Annotated in this window: 11 protein-coding genes; 7 read left to right on the top strand and 4 right to left on the bottom strand. The window is 42.7% G+C overall.

What is annotated here, in order from left to right; genetic code table 11:
* Positions 1-55: 55 nt before the first annotated feature.
* Entirely contained in the window at positions 56-3,640 is a 3,585-nt protein-coding gene (gene dnaE, locus ACTJKG_RS22250) for a DNA polymerase III subunit alpha (RefSeq protein WP_172336388.1), read from the bottom strand.
* 233 nt (positions 3,641-3,873) lie between these two features.
* On the opposite strand from dnaE, the gene ACTJKG_RS22245 reads away from it, so the two are divergent.
* From ACTJKG_RS22245 to ACTJKG_RS22230, 4 genes are all read left to right on the top strand, one after another.
* Positions 3,874-9,078 carry a translocation/assembly module TamB domain-containing protein gene (locus ACTJKG_RS22245; RefSeq protein WP_440740446.1) on the top strand — a complete coding sequence of 1,735 codons (5,205 nt, stop codon included), beginning with the start codon at positions 3,874-3,876 and terminating at the stop codon, positions 9,076-9,078.
* 4 nt (positions 9,079-9,082) lie between these two features.
* On the top strand, positions 9,083-11,353 hold the full coding sequence (gene tamL, locus ACTJKG_RS22240; protein WP_440740445.1) for a translocation and assembly module lipoprotein TamL: 2,271 nt from the start codon (positions 9,083-9,085) through the stop codon (positions 11,351-11,353).
* A gap of 101 nt (positions 11,354-11,454) precedes the next feature.
* Positions 11,455-11,886, top strand: coding sequence for an aspartyl protease family protein (locus ACTJKG_RS22235; RefSeq protein ID WP_172336391.1), 432 nt, complete (start codon positions 11,455-11,457; stop codon positions 11,884-11,886).
* Between the two features lie 323 nt (positions 11,887-12,209).
* A complete protein-coding gene (locus ACTJKG_RS22230; protein WP_440740444.1) occupies positions 12,210-12,950 on the top strand; it encodes a basic secretory protein-like protein in 741 nt (246 codons plus the stop codon).
* A gap of 86 nt (positions 12,951-13,036) precedes the next feature.
* Here the strand turns inward: ACTJKG_RS22230 and gyrB are convergent, their stop codons facing one another.
* Positions 13,037-14,995 (bottom strand): DNA topoisomerase (ATP-hydrolyzing) subunit B, encoded by a 1,959-nt coding sequence (gyrB, locus tag ACTJKG_RS22225; RefSeq protein WP_172336392.1) that lies wholly within the window; start codon positions 14,993-14,995, stop codon positions 13,037-13,039.
* A 360-nt stretch (positions 14,996-15,355) separates the two neighbouring features.
* On the opposite strand from gyrB, the gene ACTJKG_RS22220 reads away from it, so the two are divergent.
* A complete protein-coding gene (locus ACTJKG_RS22220) occupies positions 15,356-15,955 on the top strand; it encodes an OmpH family outer membrane protein (RefSeq protein WP_172336393.1) in 600 nt (199 codons plus the stop codon).
* 177 nt (positions 15,956-16,132) lie between these two features.
* A complete protein-coding gene (locus ACTJKG_RS22215) occupies positions 16,133-16,612 on the top strand; it encodes a nucleoside deaminase (protein WP_172336394.1) in 480 nt (159 codons plus the stop codon).
* Between the two features lie 39 nt (positions 16,613-16,651).
* Here ACTJKG_RS22215 and ACTJKG_RS22210 read toward each other — a convergent pair whose 3' ends face one another.
* Complete coding sequence (locus ACTJKG_RS22210; protein ID WP_172336395.1) at positions 16,652-17,065, bottom strand: RNA-binding S4 domain-containing protein; 414 nt, start codon at positions 17,063-17,065, stop codon at positions 16,652-16,654.
* A gap of 389 nt (positions 17,066-17,454) precedes the next feature.
* Between ACTJKG_RS22210 and ACTJKG_RS22205 the strand changes: the two genes are divergently transcribed.
* Entirely contained in the window at positions 17,455-18,891 is a 1,437-nt protein-coding gene (locus tag ACTJKG_RS22205; protein ID WP_253952261.1) for an N-acetylneuraminate synthase family protein, read from the top strand.
* A gap of 79 nt (positions 18,892-18,970) precedes the next feature.
* On the opposite strand, the gene ACTJKG_RS22200 is transcribed toward ACTJKG_RS22205, so the two are convergent.
* Positions 18,971-19,768 carry a DUF4249 domain-containing protein gene (locus tag ACTJKG_RS22200; protein ID WP_440740443.1) on the bottom strand — a complete coding sequence of 266 codons (798 nt, stop codon included), beginning with the start codon at positions 19,766-19,768 and terminating at the stop codon, positions 18,971-18,973.
* Between the last annotated feature and the right edge of the window lie 10 nt (positions 19,769-19,778).

Here is a 19,778-nt window from a genome sequence, read left to right as displayed (position 1 = left end):
TTATTGACCGTTTGAATAATTAAGTCAGAAATTATAAAAATCAAATAATGTCTTTTTAATTCAACACCGGCTGTATGTTGGTCAAATTAAAAATATCGGCCATCAGGTCATCGCTTGGGTTTACTTTGAACAATTTGGAGGCCAGTTCAACCTGTAAAGCTTCTTCCCGATCTTTGATCAAAAAGCGTAGTTTACAGTTCTGAACCGGATACTTTTCATTATTGACCATAATGGCCTGCTGAATATCATCCAGCAGCTTACTGTTCAAACTATTTACATCCAGGCAAACGGTCAATGATTTGGTCATCTTATCGCGCATTTCCGATAGCAGGCTCATTACCTGTATGCGCAGGTCCCAGTTATCTTTTTGCCTGAATTTTTCTTCGATATTCCCTTTGATATGCAGAAAATAACCATCCATCATCAGATTACGAAATTTCACATAATCCTCGCCAAACAAGGCAAATTCGTATGATTCGTTATAATCTTCGAGCACAAAGGTGCCAAAAGGTTTACCGGTTTTAGTCATCTTATGCTGCACGTTACCAACCAGGCCGCCAATGCGGATCTCGCCCCGCTTCCGTAATTCGTTAAACGCGCTCATGATCTCTTCGCCGCCCTCACCTGTACGTGCTTTTTGCACCAGTTTCAGATCGCTTACGGTACTGTTGCAGAAGCGTTCCAGCTCAACTTTATAATTATCAAGCGGGTGCCCGGTCAGGTATATACCGATCACCATTTTCTCGTACTTCAATTTTTCAATCAGCGGCCACTCTTCCACATCGGGCATAGCCGGCTCCGGCACATAGGAGGCCACCGAACCGCCAAACAATGATGATTGTGAACTGCTTTGCACGTTCTGATAATCATTCGCGTATTTGATCAGTCGCTCAACACCTGTTAATACCCCCAGCTCGGTCTTGGCAAAAAACTGCGACCGGTGTACACCAAAGCCGTCAAAAGCTCCCCCGTAAACCAGGTTTTCATATGATTTACGGTTTACACTCCGCGTGTTTGACCTGCGTGCAAAATCATACAAAGTTTCATACGGACCATTAGCTTCGCGTTCTTCAATGATACTTTCAACCGCTTTATCGCCAACGCCTTTAACGCCGGTTAGTCCGAAACGGATATGCCCCTTTTTATTTACCGCGAATGACATGTCCGACTCATTAATATCCGGGCCTAAAACCAGCAGATCCATCCGGCGGCATTCCTCCATGAAAAAGGTAATCTTTTCTATATTGTTCTGGTTATTTAAAACCGCGGCCATATATTCAGAGGGGTAATGCGCTTTTAAATATGCAGTTTGATAAGCCACAAAGGCGTAACAGGTAGAGTGCGATTTATTGAAAGCGTATTGCGCAAAGGCCTTCCAGTCGGTCCATATTTTAGTCAGCTTATCTTTGGGGTGTCCTTTAGCCATGGCCCCATCCATAAACTGGGCCTCCATTTTATTTAGCACCTCAATTTGCTTTTTACCCATGGCTTTTCGCAAAACGTCGGCATCGCCTTTACTAAAGCCCGCTAACTTTTGCGATAAAAGCATCACCTGTTCCTGGTATACGGTGATACCATAGGTTTCGCCCAGGTATTCCTCCATATCCGGAAGGTCAAATACAATAGGTTCCTGACCGTGTTTACGTTTAATAAAGTTGGGGATGTACTCTATCGGTCCCGGACGGTACAGGGCGTTCATGGCAATCAAGTCCTCAAACTTATCCGGCTTCAGATCGCGAAGGTACATTTGCATACCATCGCTTTCAAACTGGAACGTACCGTTGGTATCACCGCGTTGATAAAGCTCATATGTTTTAGTATCATCAAGCGGTATATAATCAATATCGATGCTTACTCCATGGTTTTGCTTGATCATCCGCAGCGCGTCTTTAATAATGGTCAGGGTCTTCAGTCCCAGAAAGTCCATCTTGATAACGCCTGCATCCTCAATCACACGCCCATCGTATTGCGTAACCAGCAGATCGGAGTCTTTAGCGGTTGCAACCGGTACAATATCAGTTAAGTCATAAGGCGCAATGATGATACCCGCGGCGTGTACACCAGTATTACGAACTGAGCCTTCTAACTTTTCGGCCTCACGCAGCACCTGTCCGCGCAGGTCGTTCCCTTTTACAATTTCTTTAAGCTCGGGCACCTGCTCAATGGCTTCTTTAAGCGTGATACCTAATGTTTCGGGAACCAGCTTTTTAAGGGCCGCCATTTCGGGCAGCGGCATATCCAGCACCCGGCCCACGTCCTGTATACTGGTACGGGCGGCCATGGAACCGTAGGTAATGATCTGCGCCACCTGGTTCTTGCCATATTTTTCTACTACATAGTCAATCACCCTTTGTCGGCCCGCATCATCAAAGTCGGTATCAATATCGGGCATCGACTTACGATCCGGGTTAAGGAACCTCTCGAACAGGAGGTTATACTTCATCGGGTCGATATTGGTAATCCCTGTACAATAAGCCACTACCGATCCCGCGGCCGAACCACGGCCAGGCCCAATAAATACGCCGATATCACGGCCATGCTTAATAAAGTCGGCCACAATTAAAAAGTACCCGGCAAAACCCATGGTACGTATGGTGAACAGCTCAAAGTTGATCCGTTCTTCCGTTTCGGGCGAAATATCTACATAGCGCTCCTTTGCGCCAGTAAATGTTAAATGTTTTAAATATTCCCACTGGTTAAGGGTATCGGCATCCGGTGTGTTGTGGATCTTGAACTCTTCGGGAATAACGAAATTGGGTAGCAGTATGTCTCGCTTTAATTTTAATACCTCTACCTTATCAACAATTTCGTTAGTGTTATCCAATGACTCAGGGATATCAGAGAACAAGCTGCCCATTTCTGCCTGTGTCTTGAAATAAAACTGGTCGTTCGGAAAGCCGAAACGGTAGCCTTTACCACCCTCTTCATCAGTCGCTATCGGCGTACTTTGCATATCGCCGGTGTTTACGCACAGTAAAATATCGTGGGCATTGGAGTCCTGCTGATCCACATAGTGCGAATCATTGGAGCATATTACTTTTACATTATACTTTTTAGCATAAGTAAGCAATACATTGTTAATAGTGGTTTGCTCCGGAATATCATGACGTTGCAGCTCGATATAAAAATCTTCGCCAAAAAGGTCAAGCCACCATCTAAATTCTTCTTCCGCCTTTTCGGGTGTTTCCCGTAATATAGCCTGGGGTACTGATGCACCAATGCAACAGGTAGTGGCAATGAGGCCTTTATGGTATTTTAATATCAGTTCTTTATCAATACGCGGCCATTTACTGTACAGGCCTTCCATATAGCCTAAGGAACATAGCTTCACCAGGTTTTTGTAACCTTCGGGGTTTTTAGCCAGCATCAGCTGATGGCGGCGTACGTCTTTTTTCTCCTTGGTAAATTGCTTTTTATGCCTGTCCTCAACCACATAAAACTCGCAGCCTACAATGGGCTTTACATTGTGTTTACCCGCCTCAGCTACAAACTTAAACACGCCGAACATGTTACCATGATCGGTTATGGCTAATGCTTTCATCCCATCAGCCGCGGCCTTTTTATATAGCTTTGATATATCGGCGGCACCATCAAGTAGTGAAAACTGGGTATGTACGTGTAAATGAGAAAAATCTGGCATAATGAATCCTTTTCAGCAAAATCCTGTAGAAATACAAAGTTATCAATAAAACAACTTTGCCGCATCATGTGTTGAAAAACTAAGCCCGAATAATTTTTTTATCTATGGGTTGTGGTGTTTGGTTATTATGCTGATGAAGCTGTAACTTAAACCGGACTAATCACATAGCTAATATATTATGCTATTGGAGTGTTTAACATTGAACGATCATCACCCTTGAAAAATTTATACAGTTGAAAAAAATTGGACGAATAGCCCTAAAAACCATACTCTGGATAATTGCAAGTATCATTTTCCTGGTGCTGCTTGTAGTTGTACTTATACAGGTTCCTGCTGTACAGAATTTTGCCAAGAATAAAGCGGTGAATTTTTTACAGGGGAAGATCCATACCAAAGTACAAATCGGCCATATCAGCCTGGGCCTGCCCAAGCTGCTGATATTGGAAGATGTTTATTTTGAAGATCAGAAAAAAGACACCCTCATTGCCGGCGAAAAACTAAAGGTTGATATCAGCCTGTTTAAACTGCTTCATCATAAGGTGGAGATCAATGAGATCAATCTGCAGGGCATTACCGCCAATGTAAGCCGTGGCGCCGACAGCGTTTTCAATTTCGATTATATCACCAAAGCTTTTGTGGGCGAGCAAAAAAAAGAGGTAAAACCCGAAGACACTACCTCAACCATGAAGTTTTCGCTGGATAAGATCATCCTTGACCGTATCAACATTAAATATAAGGATAAGATCACGGGCAACGATGTTAAATTCCTGTTGGGGCATTTTGATACCCGTATCAAGGATTTTGATATGGATAAAATGAAATTTTCTATACCCAAGATCACTTTATCCGATGTTAACGCCCGGATCATTCAAACACCGACTGCCCCCCCTCCTCCGGATACAGCTACCGCACCGCTTAATATGGATCTGAACCTGGGCGTTATAGATGTATCGAAAATAAAAGTAGATTACCAAAGCAGCGAAATGAACGCCAATGTCGACCTGAACAAGCTTTTGGTTGATATGGATAAGATCGATCTGAAGAAACAAAAGGTAGACATCAAAAGTATCGAGCTGAATAATACCAATGCGACATTGAGCCTGGCTAAACCCAAAACGGTACAAAAAGCCATTGTAAAGGCCGTCAAAAAACTCGATACGCTGGTATCATCCCCACAAACATCTAAATGGGCTCTTACCCTGGGTAAGGTGAACTTTACCAATGATAATATCAAGTTTGATAATGAAGCACAGAAAGCCATACCCAAAGGACTTGATTTCGGACACATGGATATCCGGAGCCTTAACGCCGAAGCGGAGAATATTTCCTATAATCCCGATACTATTTCAGGTAAGATCAATTCCTTCAGCTTTAGCGAAAAAAGCGGACTAAAGATCAATAAGTTTCACACTGCTTTCTTTTACGGGCCTACCAATGCCTATATGAATGACCTTTTGCTGGAGACACCACAAACCGTTCTTCAAAAATCGGTACAGGTACGCTATCCATCTATTGCCGCCATTACCAAAAACATCGGATCATTGGGTATCAATGCCAATTTAGATGGCAGCCGCCTGGGATTAAAGGATGTGTTGCTACTGATGCCTACGATGGCTACCATGGAACCTTTTAAAAGTTCGCCGGGTACGGTTTTCAAAATAAACGGTAAGGTAAAAGGCCAGGTGAACAACCTGGATATCCCTGGCCTGGAAGTGAGCGGATTAGGCAGTACCCACATTAAGGCATCAGCCAAAATTAAAGGCTTGCCCGATGTAAATAAGGCTTATTTTGATGTTAACATAGCCGATTTTACCACGAGCAGTAAAGACATAGCCAAACTGGCTCCCGCGGGCAGCATCCCGGCCAACGTAAGCATCCCCGAAAAAATGAACCTAAAGGGTACATTTAAAGGCGGCATGACCAACTTTGATACCAAAATGCAATTACGCTCCAGCTATGGCGCAGTCGACCTGGTTGCCGCCATGAAAAACGGTGAGCATAAAGGCAAGGAAATGTATACGGCTCACATCAAAGCCAATGACCTGAATGTGGGCGCCCTAACCAAACAGCCGCAAATGGTTGGCAAAATAACCATGAACGCCGATCTTAAAGGTGTAAGCCTCGATCCTAAAAAAGCCAGTATACAATTTAATGGCAACCTGGCTAAAGCTTACGTGAAGGGTTATACCTACCAAAACCTGGTACTGAAAGGCAGTTCGGAGAATGGAAATTATACCGCCACCGCCCGTATGAAGGATCCAAACATCGATTTCAGCCTGGATGCTAAAGCTTATTTAAACCGCAAATACCCATCAGTTAACGGCACTTTACTGGTTGACAGTATCAACCTGCAAAAACTCAATTTTGTAAAAGACGACATGCGTTTCCACGGTAAAATGGTGGCCAACGTCCCAACCGCCGATCCGGATTACCTGAATGCTGATATATTAGCCACCGAACTATTGGTGGTAAATAAAGGACAACGCATACAGCTGGATACAGTAAGCCTTAAATCGACAGCTAATGCTGATAGTAGCACCCTGCGTTTAAAAACCCCAATTATGACAGCTCACATGGCCGGCAAATACAAGCTTACCCAAATAGCCGATGCCCTGCAGGATGTGATCAACAAGTATTTTAATACGGCTATCGCGGGCGGGCAGCAGGTGGCGGCGGTGAAAAGTCAAAAGTCAAAAGTTAAAAGCCGAAAAACTAAACTCAAAACTCAAAACTCAAAACCTGTCGCTCGCTATTCGCCGCAGCAATTTGTTTTTGAAGCCCGCCTGGTAAAAACACCACTGCTTACCCAATTTGTACCCGATCTGAAACAGCTGGACCCGGTACAGTTAAAAGGCAGTTTTAACAGCGAAACCGGCGAGCTCATCGTAAACGGATCGATGCCTAAGGTGGTTTATGGCACCAACACGGTGAGCAACGTAACCTTGGCTATTAATACCAATAACAACGCGCTTAATTATAACATGGGGATCGATCAGATCAAAGTAGGCTCCTCGCTCAACTTGCTATACACCAGTCTTTCGGGCAAAGCTCAGGACAATAAACTTGATATCAGTTTACAAGTACGCGACAAAGCAAAAAAAGAGCGTTACCGCATTGCTGGTCTTTTCAGCATATTGCCCAATCAATACCAGTTTAATTTTGTACCCGACGGCCTTTTACTGGATTATACCCCATGGACCGTTAATGCCGACAATTATTTGCAATACGGCCCCAAGGGCATACTCGCGCATAATTTTACCATTACCAACAGCAACCAGGTATTGAGTATCAATAGTAATCCACAGGAATTTAACGCGCCTTTAACGGTTAATTTCACCAACTTCAGGATAGAAACGCTTACCAAAATTGCCCAGCAGGATTCGCTGCTGGTAGGTGGTACCATTAATGGCAAAGCCGATGTAAGCAACCTGGATAAATCGCCTCTGTTTACCGCCGCTATCGATGTAAACAACCTTAATTTCAAGGGGGATACTTTGGGTAATGTAGCGCTCAAGGTAAATAACCAAACCGAGAATGCTTACGCGGCCAGCGTAAGCATTACAGGCAAAGGCAATCAGGTTGACCTGACCGGCCTTTATTATACCAATCCGGAAAGCAGGTTTGATATGAACCTGAATATTGTGAGCCTGAATATGAAGAGCATCGAAGGTTTTAGCTTTGGCAGTCTGCGTAATTCGTCGGGCAATATCAGCGGGCAGCTCAAAATAACGGGTACTACGGATGCGCCGTCCATCAGGGGGGATGTTAATTTTAATAAGGTTGGCTTTAACGTGGCTATGCTCAACTCCTATTTCCGCATGCCCCAGGAAAGTATCACCTTTAACGACCAGGGCATCCGCTTTAATGATTTTACACTGGTTGACTCCACTAATAATAAAGCGGTTATCAGCGGCAGCATCTTCACCAAAACCTATACCGATTTTGCCTTTGGACTGGATATCAATGCCCGCAACTTTAGGGCTATGAACTCCACCGAAGCCGATAACAAACTATATTACGGCAAATTGTTTATTGACACCCGTATTAAAATAAGGGGCAATATGAACAAACCGGTAGTTGATGCCAACTTGACAGTAAATGAAAAAACAGACATGACAGTTGTGCTGCCCACTACTGATCCAAGTGTAGAAGACCGCAAGGGTGTGGTTGTGTTTGTAAATCATGATGCCTCTAAATTGGATTCCATTTTGCTGGCCAAACGGCTCGATTCTTTGAAAAAGTCGCAGGTCACCGGGATGGATGTATCAGCAACCATCAATGTTAATAAAAACGCGGCCTTTACTATTGTAATTGATGAGTCGAACGGTGATATCGTACATCTTAAAGGTGAAGCCAGCTTAAACGCGGGTATCGATCCAAGCGGTAAGATCAATTTGACCGGTACTTACGAGGTAAACTCGGGCTCCTATGATCTGTCATATGCCACCGTAAAACGTAAATTTAATTTCAAGAAAGGCAGTACCATTGTATGGACCGGCGACCCCACCAGCGCCAACATTGACCTTACAGCTATTTATGTAGCCAATGTGCCACCTATCGACCTGGTCGAAAGTCAGTTGACCGGCTCAGAGAATTCGGTTCAATACAAACAAAAACTACCTTTCAATGTAAATCTGAAACTTAAAAATCAATTACTTACACCAGATATTAGCTTTGATATTGTACTGCCCGATAGTAGCTACTCGGTATCAAGCGAGGTAACCACCAATGTGAATACCCGTTTGGCCCAGGTACGCCAGGATCCAAATGAAATGAATAAGCAGGTACTCGGGGTATTGGTATTGGGGCATTTCATCGGGGATAACCCGCTACAGAGCCAAGGGGCAGGATTTTCGGCCGAGAGCTTGGTGCGTAACAGTGTGAGCAGCCTGCTATCAGATCAATTGAACAAACTTGCCGGCAACCTTATCGACGGTGTGGATCTGAACTTTGGTTTAACATCGGGCGAGGATTATTCTTCAGGTACGGCCACCAACCGCACGGATCTGAACGTGGGCGTATCCAAACGTTTCCTTAACGACAGGCTCACCGTAACTGTTGGCAATAACTTTAACCTGGAAGGCAATCAACAGGGGCAAAAAGCCACCAATATAGCGGGAGATGTATCTGTAAATTATAAATTAAGTAAAGATGGCCGTTATGCCCTGCGTGCTTATCGCCGCGATGAATTCATTGTAATACAAGGTCAGATCATTGAAACCGGTTTAGGCTTTACGCTTACCGTTGATTACAATCGCTTCAGAGAAATATTCCGGAAACGCACCACTCAGGAACGAGCCCTGCGCCGCAAATATTTACAGGAAGAAAAAGAAAAGAAACAAAAAGAGGATGATGCTATAAAAGCGCAAAATGAGGCTATAAAAGCAGAGGAGCAAAAGCCACAAGAGCAAAAAAAGCAAACCACCACTTCAAACTAAACTTATGATCAAACACTTTAAATATATATTATTTGTGTCCGTTTTACTAAGTGCCTGTAGTAATACCAAATATCTCACATCCGGCCAGAAACTGTATACCGGTGGCGAAGTAAAAATTGAGGATAAGGATATTAAAAAAAGTGACGCTAAAGCATTAAAAACAGAAATGGACGCGCTGTTGCGCCCAAAGCCCAACAGCTCCATTTTAGGCCTAAGAGTTAAATTATGGATATATAACAAAACCCGCACTAAAAAGACAAAAGGACTTGCCCACTGGCTCAATACCAAATTTGGCGAGCCCCCGGTTCTGGCAAGTGCGGTTGATCTGGAAAGAAACAGCAACATAGTCCAGAACCGCTTACAAAACGAGGGCTATTTTCAGGCACAGGTAACCGGCGACACCGTCAGTAAACCCAAAAGCAAAACAGCAAAAGCGGTATACACTGCAGCCACCGGACCTGTTTACAAAATACGAAAAGTGACATTTCCGGGTGGTAAAGAAAGCATTGATACCGCCGTAGCGGGTACAGCAGCCCAAACTTTTTTAAAGCCTGGCAATAACTATAACCTGGATGTGATCAAAAACGAACGGATACGTATAGATGCCCGTTTGAAAGAAGAAGGATTTTATTATTTTGCTCCCGAAAACCTGATCATGAAGGTGGATAGCGCAGTTGCCAACCACCAGGTTGATATTTCGGTAGCTGTTAAGAGAAGTACAGCCGACCGGGCAAAGGAAATCTACACCATTAACGATATTTATGTGTATCCCAGCTATTCACTCCGCGATACTTCATTAATGTTGGATAAAGGCTATAAGTATCGCTGGTATCACATTGTTGAGAAACGAAAAACAGTGAATAGCTACATTTTTGCCAATACTGTTTTGCTGCGCCCCGGTGAGGTTTACAACCGTACCGATCATAATAATTCCTTAAACCGTTTTGTAAACCTGGGGCCATACAAATTTGTAAAAAACAGGTTTGAGGATGTATCTGAAGATTCATCTAAACTGGATGTATACTACTTTTTAACTCCCTACAAAAAGAAATCGTTACAGCTGGAATTATTAGGTCGCACCACCTCGGCCAATTATACCGGCACACAAATAAATATCAACTGGCTCAATCGTAATGCATTTAAAGGTGGTGAGGCCTTAAAAGTAACGCTGTTTGGTAGCACCGATGTGCAGTTTGGCGGTAATAACAACGGTTTTAATGTGTACCAAGCGGGTATTCAAACAACCCTATCATGGCCACGCTTTATCAGTCCTATATATCCTAAGGCTGATAATGCTTATATCCCCCATACTAATTTTACCCTGGGTTATACGCTGGTTGACCGCCAAAAGCTATACAGGCTAAACTCCTTTAATGCCTCTTTTGGCTACCAATGGAAGGAATCGGTCCATCGTTCGCATGAGTTAAATATCTTCAACTTTAATTTTGTTAACCCACAGCATATCTCACAGCTGTATTTGGATAGTATTAATAACCCAAAAAATATCAACCCGGCTTTAAAACATGTTATTGATAAACAATTTATTTTTGGCCCAAGCTACGGGTATACCTATACCAATACCACCGAAGATTACCGTACCAATTCGTTTTATTATAATGGCAAAGTAAGCCTCTCAAACAATTTATATGGCATTATTTCCGGGGCTGATACTGTGAAGGGTAAAGTGAAACAGATCTTCGGCGCCAACTTTAACCAGTATGTAAAAATAGAGAACGAAATTAGGTTTTTTCATAAAACCGGTCCCAACAGCAAGTTTGCCAGCAGACTATTGGTGGGTGTCGGCCTCCCTTATGGCAACTCAACCCAGCTGCCTTACAGCCAACAATTTTTTATAGGTGGCCCTAACAGTTTGCGTGGTTTTCAGGCGCGTACTATAGGCCCGGGTTCTTATGTGGTTAAAGTCAATCCCGGTAATTTTTTTCCAGATCAATCGGGCGATATCAAGATAGAAGCCAACCTTGAGTACCGGCCAAAATTGTTCAGCATTGTGTATGGCGCCTTGTTTGTTGATGCGGGTAATATTTGGCTAAAAAACTCAAACGGCTTACAACCAGGTGCCGTTTTCACCAAAAACTTTTTAAATGATATGGCTGTCGATGCCGGATTTGGTCTGCGCTTCGATCTAACTGTATTGGTATTACGTACCGACTTAGGTGTACCACTAAGATATCCCTACAGCCGGCCAGGAAAAAAAGAATGGGACATGAACTTCCGCTACAGCGTATTTAACCTGGCCATTGGTTACCCTTTTTAATTTAATTATTGAATTAGTGAGTTAGTGAAATATTGGATGAAATGTTCATTTTTACTTCCTTTACTATTAAACTTTAAAATCGCTAATTCACTAATTAAAAAATGACTTCTATTCCCCTACAAATTATTGACCTGCATGACGATGGTTTTCACCCTCTGCTGGAGGTTAATCTATTTGGCAAAGCTTTTACCGTAGTGCTGGATACAGGCGCATCTAAAACGGCATTTGACCGTACGGCACTTTTCGAAGCCAATGAAACTATGGCCATATTAGCCAGCGACAGGCTTTCAACCGGCCTGGGTACTAATACCATGGAGTCATTCACTGCCGTGATCAGCGGGATGCAAATAGGCGATATGCCCATTGCTGATTTTGAAGTAGCTGTGCTTGATCTTTCCACCATTAATATAGCTTACAGCCAAATGGGCCATCCGCAGGTATTGGGTGTTTTGGGTGGCGATATCCTGATGAAATACAAAGCTGTAATAGACTATGGCAAGCAGGTACTGAAATTAAAAAAGCCACGATTCTAAACAATCATATACGCTAAAGTAATTTTTATTTGCACCTGTTAATCTTAGATAAAACTCATCCCTTCGGTTTTAACCTCATTTTATGTGGTCGTTGCCTTTTAACAAACCATTATTTTAATAATGACTTATAAGTTGTTATTAAAATCCAGCTATCCATTATTCCAGAAATATTTACAAAATATATAAATAATAAATATTTTACTATATTAGTAAAACGTTTTATCTATATACTTTGGTGTAACATAGAATATTCATTAAGCTTTTCCCAGAAAATAAACAATAATCAATACATATTTAATAACCTATCTAACCAATTGTAAAGCATGAAAAACAAATTAATGAACCTGGTTTATGGGGTCATGTTGGCCTCCGTAATCTTTTCCTGTAAAAAATCAGAAAACGTTACTCCTGATGATGCAAATAAAACAGCTAACAAAATCACTGCTACTGTAACCCCTATTGGAACTGTAATTTATACCAGTGCCGGGTATAAACTCACATTTACAAATAAAGAGGCAACCTTTGATGATCAGGAACGCCAGAATTTTGTAAATGCCTTTTTTACCGTGTACCCACAAATGGCAAACCGCTTTAATACATCGGCAACCAAAAACGTCACTTTTATTGTTGACCCTGCTTATAACGGAGTAGCAGCCACCTCTAATGACATTACTACATTTAGTCCCGCCTGGTTCAAAAGCAATCCCGCCGATTACGACGTAGTTACTCATGAAGTAATGCACATCGTACAAGCCTACCCCGGCGGTGTACCCGGATGGCTTACCGAGGGGCTGGCAGATTACAGCCGTTATAAATTCGGGGTTAATAATGCCAATGCGGGCTGGTCGCTCCCGGCATGGTCATCATCACAAAAATACACGGATAGTTACAGAGTTACAGCCCGCTTCTTTGCCTGGCTGGAGCTACACGTAAACAGCTCTATCTTAAACAATCTGAACAGTATTTGCCACAATGGTAGTTATACCAGCAATACCTGGGTACAGCTTACCGGCAAAACGGTAGATCAATTATGGGCGCAGTATTCTGCCAGTCCTGCTTTATAAATATCATATTTAAGCATAAAAAAAAGCGGCTGTTTCATTTTGAAACAGCCGCTTTTTAATTTTATAAGCTCCCAAGAGCCAATATGCTATGTATCTATTTTGGCGTATTTGGCATTGCGCTCAATAAATTCGCGGCGAGGTGCTACTTCATCGCCCATCAGCATACTGAAGGTATGATCACATTCAGCCGCGTTTTCAATAGTAGCGCGTTTTAATGTACGGGTTGCAGGGTTCATGGTGGTATCCCATAATTGGATATCATTCATCTCACCCAAACCTTTGTAGCGCTGTACATGTACACTATCTTCTTTACCGGCACCTTTTAGGCGTTGTATAGCAGCATCGCGTTGCGCATCGTTCCAGCAATATTCAGAGTCCTTACCTTTTTTAACCTGGTATAATGGCGGCGATGCGATGTAAACATAACCAGCCTCAACCAGCTCCTTCATATAACGGAAGAAGAATGTAAGGATCAAGGTGGTAATATGCGAACCATCCACGTCGGCATCCGTCATGATAATGATCTTATGATAACGTAATTTGGAAATGTTCAACGCCTTATCATCTTCAGGAGTACCGCGGCTTACGCCCAAACCGGTAAACATGTTCTTGATCTCCTCGTTCTCATATATCTTGTGCTCCATGGCTTTCTCCACGTTGAGAATCTTACCACGCAGTGGTAAAATGGCCTGGTATTCGCGGTCGCGGCCCTGTTTGGCGGTACCACCCGCCGAGTCACCTTCCACCAGGTATATTTCGCAAAGTGAAGGGTCGTTATTAGCACAATCGGATAGCTTACCCGGCAAACCAGATCCGGTCATTACGCTCTTGCGCTGTACCAGTTCACGGGCCTTGCGGGCAGCGGCACGGGCTGTAGCAGCCAGTATCACTTTGTTAACAATTAGTTTAGCTTCTTTCGGATTCTCTTCCAGGAAGTTACCCAGAATTTCGCCTACAGCCATATCAACGGCACCCATTACCTCGTTGTTACCCAATTTGGTTTTGGTTTGCCCCTCAAACTGTGGCTCCTGCACTTTTACCGAAACTACGGCGGTTAAACCCTCGCGGAAGTCATCACCGGTGATCTCGATCTTCATGTTTTTCAACAAGCCCGATTTATCGGCATAAGCCTTCAGCGTACGGGTAAGCCCTCTGCGGAAACCGGCTACGTGTGTACCGCCTTCAATAGTATTAATGTTATTTACGTAAGAGAATACATTCTCGGAGTAAGTATCATTATATTGAAAGGCCAGCTCAACAGGGATACCATTTTTTACACCATCCAGGTAAATAGGATCTGGAATGATGGATACCCGCGTTCCGTCTAAAAACTTAACAAACTCGCGTAAGCCACCTTCTGAGTAAAATTCTTCCGAAGGGAAAGAACCATCCTCGTTAGGGAAACGTTCATCGGTTAAAGTAAGGCGGATACCTTTGTTTAAGAATGCCAGTTCGCGCAAGCGGCCGGCAAGTGTTTCGTATTTATATTCAGTGGTGAACTGGAATATTTCCGGATCGGGCTGAAAAGTTTGGGTAGTACCCGTTTTGTCAGATACACCTATTTCCTTTACATCAAACAAAGGCTTACCCCGTTCATACTCCTGGGTAAATATTTTTCCTTCGCGGTGCACCACGGTTTTAACATGGGTTGATAGCGCGTTAACGCAACTTACACCCACACCGTGCAAACCGCCGGATACCTTATAGGTATCTTTATCGAATTTACCACCGGCGTGTAAAACCGTCATTACTATTTCCAGTGCCGATTTACCTTCTTTGGTATTGATGCCCGTGGGAATACCCCGGCCATTATCAACAACGGTAATGGAATTTCCTTTATGAATAGTAACATTTATAGTATCGCAGTAACCGGCCAGGGCCTCGTCAATGGAGTTATCAACAACCTCATATACTAAATGGTGCAAACCTTTAACGCCGGTATCACCAATATACATGGAGGGGCGCTTACGTACCGCCTCTAAACCTTCTAATACCTGTATATTATCTGCTGAATAATTGGATTTGTCCTGATTTTCTTCGCTCATATTTATTTAGTACAACAACCTTCAAAATTACGAAATTAACACGAGATTAACGATTAGTTGTTGATAAAAAAGCAGGTGTGGAATACTGACTGAATCATAATTAACTTCGTTGAAGGCTTTGCCGTTTTCAGAATTAAAAAATTAACAAAATTGATCCGTCAAAATTCTGAATATTCTACAATTCTTAAAATTCTGATTCAGACAATGAAATTAGGATACTTGTAATGAAAGATTATCTTTGTCAAAATTTTTACTTAAAAAAGATAAATCTTCGGTGCTTGCACAAAGAAGTTGATTAAAAAACAACGGCGCCAACTATAAACGCCAGCTAAATAAAACACGAAAAAATCGATCAATTAGATGAAAACTACGGCTTCAACATTAACAAAGTTCACATTAGGGATATTAATTGCAGGAAGCATAGCCGCCTGCAATCAGAATAAAACTGCCGATAAACCCGCAGCTGCTGCAACCACTGCGCCAAGCGAGGCTAAAGAGTCTATCGTATATGTAAATTCAGATAGTTTGTTAAACAAATACGACTATTTTAAAGATATGTCAAAACGTTTGGAAGATAAAGGCAAGGCTTCACAAGGTGATTTACAGGCTAAAGGTCAGGCTTTTCAGCGTGAGGTTGCCGAGTATCAAAAAAATGCAGCTACTCTTCCTGCCGATCAGCGCCAGGCTACAGAACAACGTTTACAACGTAAACAGCAGGAATTGCAAGGTTACCAACAAAATGCCAATGCCGAGTTTCAGAATGCCCAGGCAACTGAAAACGCTAAATTGTATGATAAAATAGCCGATTTTACAAAATCTTACGCTAAAGAAAAAGGATACAAACTGGTATTAACTTATTCAAAAGCCAACCCAACCGTATTATATGGCGACCCTTCACTCGATGTTACTGCCGATGTGGTAAAACGCCTGAACGAAGCTTACGCTAAAGACAAGAAGTAAGGATATCCAGATGGCGTCTGAATCAGAATTTTCAGAATTATTGAATTTTCAAAATCAGGCCTAACTAATTCTGTTAATCCCGGAATTCTGAAAATTCTGATTCAGACAATAAAAAATCATAAAATATTAACTTTAAAAACCTCAACTTCGGCTGAGGTTTTTTTAATTTAGAAGTATATGCAAAATACGGTTCACGAAAAGTTTATGCAGATAGCGATTGAACTGTCTGAATATAATGTAAAGCAAGGCACCGGCGGCCCTTTTGGCGCTGTTATAGTAAAGGATGGAATGATTGTGGCACGCAGCGCTAACCGTGTAGTGCCAACAAATGATCCTACCGCTCATGCTGAGGTATCGGTGATACGCCTGGCTTGCCAGGAATTGGGAACCTATGACCTTTCGGGCTGCGAAATTTATACCAGCTGCGAGCCCTGCCCCATGTGCTTAGGCGCAATTTACTGGGCACGTATTGATAAGGTTTATTATGCCAATACCAAGGCAGATGCTGCGGCTATAGGCTTTGATGATCATTTTATTTACAATGAGCTGGAAAGCCCTATGGCCGAGCGTAAGCTCCCCTTTATACAATTGCTTAGGGACGAGGCCATGACAGCATTTAAGCTTTGGGAAACAACAGAAAATAAAACGGACTATTAAAAAAACATGCTTGTCATCCTGTGCTCAGGATGACAAATCTTATTCGTTTTCCTCTTCCTTCTTATCAAAAAAATCATCTTTCAGATCGTCAATTTCCCGGCGGTCGCGTTTGGTTGGGCGGCCCGTACCCCTGTCGCGTTTTAATATTGGTGCATGGAACATGGATTTGAAAGCCTGGGTCTGCTCTACAGGAGTTATATCCTCATAAAAATTCACCGCGGTTTTGGCGTCAACCCGGTTTTCCAATAATCCGGTTACACGTACCACTTTACGTTCAATTCCTTTAGCAACCTGGTAGGTATCGCCAATTTTCACCTCGTATGATGGCTTGATGTTTTTGCCATCCAGTTTTACACGCCCCGCCTTGCAGGCATCCGATGCCAGGGTGCGTGTTTTAAAAAGCCTGATGGCCCATAGGTATTTATCTATCCTTAATTTTTCTTTTTCGGGCATGGGTAAAAGTCGAACTTCAAAATTAAGAAATACCGGGCAAATTATGATGAAGAACCTAACCCGCCCCTCTCCAATGGAGCGGGAGTAAAAAACTTAAGATCTGTTAAGTGAAGTCCTCTCCTTTGGAGAGGATTTAGAAGAGGTCCTTGATCCAAAACTCCCCCCGTAACTACAGGGTTAATTTAAAGGCTATTACTTAATAATTTGATAATCTAAATTTCGCATTATGTAAAAGCTGCCGCCCTACATTTAATCCAATACAAGAAATCCGGTTTACCCGGTTTGTAAAAGAAAATATTAGTTATAAAAAAAGACCCCTGAAGGTCATAACCTAAAAATGGATTTTGCGAACGGCTCAATGTCGGTTGGCAATTTAATTCAAAAACCCGATGAATGAAATTTTAAAACAAAAGGCGGCAGGTATCAAATTACTGATAACCGATTGCGATGGCGTATTAACAGACGCCGGAGTTTATTATGGCAGCAATGGTGAGGATCTGAAAAAATTTAACATGCGCGATGGCATGGGCGTTGAGCGGTTACGCAAATATGCAGGTGTACAAACCAGCATCGTTACTGGCGAACTATCACCATCTATAGCCAAAAGAGCCGAAAAACTACAAATAACCGAGTTGCATTTAGGTATAAAAGATAAGGTAGCCGTTTTTAAGGATATCTGTAACCGTTTAAACTTACACCCAGAACAGGTGGCCTATATAGGCGACGATTACAATGACCTGGACGTAATAAGGCTGGCTGGCTTAACCGCTTCTCCCGCAGATGCCCTGCAGCGTATCAAAAATGAAGTAGATATTATCTGTAACTTAAACGGAGGAGAAGGCTGTTTCCGTGAATTTGCCGAATTGATCATCGATGCAAAAAGTAACGCGTTTTCGGCCAGTAACTATAGCGGCACTATTACTTTAAATAATGGTAAGGTGATTGGCAAAGGCCAGCCAAGTTATATTATTGCCGAAATTGGCATTAACCACAACGGATCACTGGAAACAGCTAAAAAACTAATCGACGAAGCAGTGGCCGCTAAAGCCGATGCGGTTAAGTTTCAGAAACGTACCCCGGAGATTTGTGTACCTAAAGATCAGTGGGAAATTATGCGCGATACACCATGGGGCCGTATAAGCTACATAGATTACAAACGCAAAACGGAATTTGGCATTGCAGAATACGCCACTATTGATCAGTACTGTAAAAAACTGGGTATCGACTGGTTTGTATCTGCCTGGGACGTGCCATCGGTTGATTTTATGGAACAGTTTGATACCGTAATGTACAAACTGGCCTCAGCATCATTAACCGACTTTGCACTCATACAACGTATCCTGGAAACCGGTAAACCATTAATGCTGTCAACCGGCATGTCAACCATCAAAGAGATCGAGGCCACCATGAACTATATTATGGCATTTGATGAAAATTATCCGCTGTTCATAGCGCATTCTACCTCGGCTTACCCATGCCCGCTGCAGGAGCTTAATCTGAAAATGATCCAAACATTGGAAGCCAAATATCCGGGTATTCCGGTTGGATACTCTGGTCACGAAACCGGACTGGCCACCACAGTAGCAGCAGTTACCCTGGGTGCTACCTTTGTAGAACGCCACTTTACGCTTGACCGTGCCATGTGGGGATCTGACCATGCCGCTTCTGTTGAGCCGCAAGGCCTGCAACGTTTGGTACGTGACATCCGCGATGTGGAAACCGCACTTGGTGATGGACAGAAAAAGGTTTACGAATCTGAGCTGGCCCCCATGAAACGCTTACGGGTTAACATCAGCGACGAATATAAAGAGAAACCACTGGCTTAATTAATAGTAATCCCGTATACTTTTACTTTCTGCACAAAAAGTAAAAGTATACGGGATTATCCTAGTAAATATTTTCTTATTACTTTACTGTAATGGTTTTGGTTTGCGTAGTGTGTGCACTAAAATAACCAAGTGTTGAAGGGGTAATATTAGTAGGAGGATCTGAGGGCGTAACACCTCCCCCCGGACCATTATAGTTTTGCTGCATTAGGGTTAGCCAGTAAGTATATATCGATTTATCAACACACTGCATCTCCACGATCACTTTATCCCCCGGATTTATACCAATATCATCTTCCATCAGATCAAAGCTCACGCTGTTTCCATCCGTAAAATCGTCATTATTTACTAATACCCGCTTTACCCGTGCACCGTTAACATACATCAGAAAGTTATACTGGTTGGCCACTCCCTTTGGATCCTGGTAATGAACTGTTATTTTACGCGTACCATCACTACTGTTAAATCTGCTGTCTGAAGATGAAATGGATTTTAATGCAACCAGTTGCGGCATTATAGAACTGGCCTTATAGGTTTTTCCATTGATAACCACGTTCATGGTATAAATATTCCCTGCAACGCCAACCATTTTAGGGGTTGTGTAGGTACCGGCAGGCCCTTCGGTAAATTTGTAAACAGTGCCACCCTGATCTGTAACGGTAACTATTGCTCCTGTTACCGGAGGGTAGGTATTGGTATTGGAAACAGCCACATTAGTATTAAGCTTTATGGTTTGCGGACCCAATACATCGGTAATGTTTCCTTCAATAACCAGCCTGTCTGTTTCACTATCCAGCTTGACATCGATCACTTTATCGCAGGAAGTAATGACCAGGATAAAGGCAAATAACATGAAATAAATAAGGGGATTTTTCATAGGTCATGTT

This window comes from Mucilaginibacter sp. 22184 (assembly GCF_052045695.1).
In the GTDB taxonomy this organism is placed as follows: domain Bacteria; phylum Bacteroidota; class Bacteroidia; order Sphingobacteriales; family Sphingobacteriaceae; genus Mucilaginibacter.
The sequence above is the reverse complement of the archived record's forward strand: the minus strand, read 5'-3'. Positions and strand labels throughout refer to the sequence as shown.